This is a genomic window from Deltaproteobacteria bacterium (assembly GCA_009929795.1).
Taxonomy (GTDB): domain Bacteria; phylum Desulfobacterota; class Desulfovibrionia; order Desulfovibrionales; family Desulfomicrobiaceae; genus RZZR01.
This window is the reverse complement of record RZZR01000212.1, coordinates 1-3,444: the sequence shown is the minus strand read 5'-3', so window position 1 is coordinate 3,444 and position 3,444 is coordinate 1. Positions and strand designations below refer to the sequence as shown.

The window sequence follows — 3,444 nt, the reverse complement described above, 5'->3', positions numbered from 1 at the left end:
GACGAAAGGACCCAAATCTACCAAGAGCAGACCATGCAGCGACTGAGGCCCCTCCTCCGGAGAGCCATCAAGAACGGAGACTTCAAAGCGGAAGAGGAACTTCAGGAGTGGGCCGTCTACGAAGGGGTTCCCGTCCGGCCGGAGGACGAGGATCTGTTCCCCGGAGGCCGGTACAAGGTCTCCCCGGAGACCTTCAAGAAAATGGTGGAAGCGGAAACCATGCAGTGGTCTCATTATGGAGAGGGACTCAGCAAGCAGGAGAAGATCCGCTACCTGGAACTGGTGGACAAACATGAGGTGCGGAGCAAGAAAACCATGCGAGGGGATTTTGTCCGGGCGATGACCAAGAAGTTCTTCGGTGAGGGGGTGAACCGGTGAAGGCTCTACTCGTCTCCAAGACCGAAGACCACATCTGCCTACTGCACGAACTGGAGAAGGAGGGCCAGGAAACCCTTCTTCTCTCCGTGGAGGACACGGGAGCCTGGAAGGGGATGATTCCCCGGGCGGAAACTCCGCAGCAGGCCCTGGAATGGGGACCGGATCTGGTTCTGTTCGATGGCCCGGGGTTCGCCCGGGTGGCAGAGAAGTTTGAAGACGCCGGGGTGCAGACGGTTGGGGGCGGGAAGTTCCACGACCGCATCTGCTCGGACTACATGTTCGGACTTGAAGTGCTGGACGTGAACAAGATCCCCACCCCCGAGGTGCACAAGTTCTCCTCCGTCCCGGACGCCCTGGATTTCCTGGTGGGTAAGGATCGCCCCTGGACTTACCGACGGGGGAAGAAACACCACACCACGACAAACCCCCACGACATGCTGGTGTTCCTCGACCTGGAGAGCCCAAGCGGGGATTTCTACCTGCAGGAAGCCTACTCCCCCGGGGTGTCGGGATCCTACCTGCAACGGCCTGATTTCTGGGTGGCGGGACTCTTCAACAGCCGAGGACTGATGTCCCCGGCCCTCTACATGCAAGGGGACCACAACCTGCTTCCGGACGGGATGGGGATCTCCACCTGCGAAGGGGTTTCCATGTGCAAGGTGGGAATCGATACCCGTTTGGTAGAAAGCACCCTGAAGCCCCTGGAACTCACCATGAAGTCAATGGGCTACTGTGGTTGGGTCTTCCTGGGGTGCATCATGGGCGACAAGGAAGTCATCCGTCCCTCCCGGAGAAAGGATTCTTCCCTGGTCGATTGCTTCTCTCCGGTCCCCGTGGTTACGGAATTCGCAACAACTCCTCCCCCAGGGTTTTGGGCGGCGTTCCTGCGGGGATTGAAGCAACCGTTCCATCTTTTCCTGGACCGCTTCGCCTTCCCTCGATCCAGGAATACCCCCTTTGAGTTCTGGGATCGGTGGCTGTGCTCCCGCCGGGTAACGGTTCCTCCCTACCCGATCACCGAAGCCCCCTGGTTGAAACCTGAGGCTCGGTTCATGCTCTCGGATCAGATCCCGGAATGCAAGTTCCGCAAGGAAGAGTGGGGGATCTACTGGGGGAACGTAGAAGACCCCGGCAACGGGTTTCTGGAACTCACCGGACCTACCGTTGGATTCGCAGTAGGAAGAGGGGACACCCAACTTGAAGCACTGCGGGATGTGGGGAGCATCGTCTACAACATCAACATCCCCCACAAGCAGGCCAAACTGGATCGGGATCCGGTTTGCGAGTACGACATTCACATGTTACAGTCGTGGGGGTTTCTCCCCGACAAGGAGGGATGATGGGTAGACTTTCCAATCTGGCAGAGGCCCCACGCCAAAGCTTCCGGTTTGCTTTTCCCCACACCGAAACCCTGGTGGAGTTTTCCGGTCCTCAGCTTCTTGCCGACGGAGAAGTAGTCCACTGCGCCGAGGCCGAGACCTTCGGGTCGGGACGCATCGTCGGGGTGTGTAAGTGCGATGTGGCGGCTGTGGTGAAGGTCTACCAAGGCTTCTCCTCCGGGGATCTGGAGTACGTGACCACAATCACCACGGCGGCAGACGCTACGGCCGGGGCCGGGTCCGCCTTCTCCATCGAGGTGGCAGCATCCCTGGTGAAAATCACCGTGTCCGTCCCCGGAAACTCCGCCACCCTTCAGCTTGCGGCCTACTTGAGGAGCATCTAGATGGACATCGACAGCATTTTCCGAGATCCTTCTTCTTCGGCTGGACCGGCTGGCCCGGCTGGCCCGGCTGGTGCCGACGGGGCTCCGGGTGCCGATGGCGCCACCGGACCCGCTGGGCCTCCCGTGCCATCCATCTGCGATGCCCGGCTGACGCTGACGACGGGTGTCCCCGTCACAACGGACGATGTGGTGGACGCCAGCACTATCTACCTGACCCGCTACCGTGGCGCCCATGTGGCGCTGTGGGACGGGTCTGCCTGGGGCCTGCACGCGATCCCGTCCGGCGACGTGTCCCTGGCGCTGTCTGGGCTGACGGCCGGGAAGGTCTACGACGTGTTCCTCTACGACGTTGCCGGGGCGCTGACGCTCAGCCTGTCGGCCGCATGGTCCGACGGCACGACCCGCACCAACGATCTCGCCGTGCGAGACGGCGTCCGGGTGCTGGCCAGTGACCACACCAAGCGGCTGGTCGGGACCATCTGCGCGACGGGGGCCGACACAACGGAAGACTCGCTGCTGAAGCGATTCGTTCGCAACGAGGCCCGCCCGGTGCCCCGGGTGGGAAGGTTCACTGACGGTACGGATAACTGGACCTACAGCGCCACTGCTTGGCGACAGGCCAATGGAAACGCAGCCGCGATGGTGCAGTTCCTGGCCGGCCCGATGGACCTGATAGAGATCCGTCGTAGGTGCGCCAGCCAGCACACCGCTACAAGAGGTGGTCGCGTTGCGGGCGTGGGCATCGATGCTGTGGATGATGTTGCGTACGGTGGCATCGCATACTCGGAGGGAAGTTTCTACGTGCATCATGGCATACACATGAGTGTGCGTTTGGCTGAGGGCTACCACTACGCGGCGCCCCTCGAAAAATCGTATGGCATAACAACCACGTGGCACGGGGATGGGCCGGGTCTAGGGTACCTGTTCACGGAGGTGGCGCTGTGCATGTAGACCTCGCATCCCTGGACCAGGCCCTCCAGACCGCCGGCTTGCCGGTGGAGGGCGTGGCCTACTATACCGAACTAGAGGCCCAGGCTGCCCATGTGCCGGTCGGGCCGGTCTGGTGGCACGGCAGCGTGCGCCTGGACGTGACCCGCGACCTCGACGAGGAGGAACAGGTCGAGGCCGCAGGCATTATCGAGGCGTGGGCGGAGGACCTGTGACCTCGACCCTTACCTATATCATCGCCCGCGCTCGTGCTGGCCTCTGGGCTGGAATGAGCGCCGAGCAGGTCCTGCTTGAGGCAGCGGATGCCATCGAGGAGGCCCTGGCCCCGGTGGACGCCGGGCAGGAGGAGCCATGAAAGTCGTCGTCAACGCCGTCGTTCCCGGGGCACCGGGCGC

The 3,444-nt window shown here is 62.2% G+C and carries 4 protein-coding genes and 1 pseudogene; all 5 read left to right on the top strand.

From position 1 onward, the window contains the following. Window positions 1-33 precede the first annotated feature (33 nt). The 5 genes and pseudogenes from EOM25_13285 (at window position 34) to EOM25_13265 (ending at window position 3,264) form a co-directional block, all read left to right on the top strand. The gene (locus EOM25_13285) at window positions 34-378 is read left to right on the top strand and encodes a hypothetical protein (GenBank protein NCC26147.1); all 345 of its coding nucleotides are present in this window, start codon (window positions 34-36) and stop codon (window positions 376-378) included. Next, the gene (locus tag EOM25_13280; protein NCC26146.1) at window positions 375-1,718 is read left to right on the top strand and encodes a hypothetical protein; all 1,344 of its coding nucleotides are present in this window, start codon (window positions 375-377) and stop codon (window positions 1,716-1,718) included. Before EOM25_13285 ends, EOM25_13280 begins: the two co-directional genes overlap by 4 nt. Beyond that, window positions 1,718-2,101, top strand: coding sequence for a hypothetical protein (locus tag EOM25_13275; GenBank protein ID NCC26145.1), 384 nt, complete (start codon window positions 1,718-1,720; stop codon window positions 2,099-2,101). Before EOM25_13280 ends, EOM25_13275 begins: the two co-directional genes overlap by 1 nt. A gap of 42 nt (window positions 2,102-2,143) precedes the next feature. Next, window positions 2,144-2,233, top strand: a pseudogene (locus EOM25_13270) (collagen-like protein). 809 nt (window positions 2,234-3,042) lie between these two features. After that, window positions 3,043-3,264 carry a hypothetical protein gene (locus EOM25_13265; GenBank protein NCC26144.1) on the top strand — a complete coding sequence of 74 codons (222 nt, stop codon included), beginning with the start codon at window positions 3,043-3,045 and terminating at the stop codon, window positions 3,262-3,264. Window positions 3,265-3,444: the final 180 nt, after the last annotated feature.

What these genes read in the sequence shown, in the direction of transcription:
- EOM25_13285 (NCC26147.1), top strand. Translation starts at nt 34, where the DNA reads ATGCAGCGACTGAGGCCCCTCCTCCGGAGAGCCATCAAGAACGGAGAC.
- EOM25_13275 (NCC26145.1), top strand. Translation starts at nt 1,718, where the DNA reads ATGGGTAGACTTTCCAATCTGGCAGAGGCCCCACGCCAAAGCTTCCGG.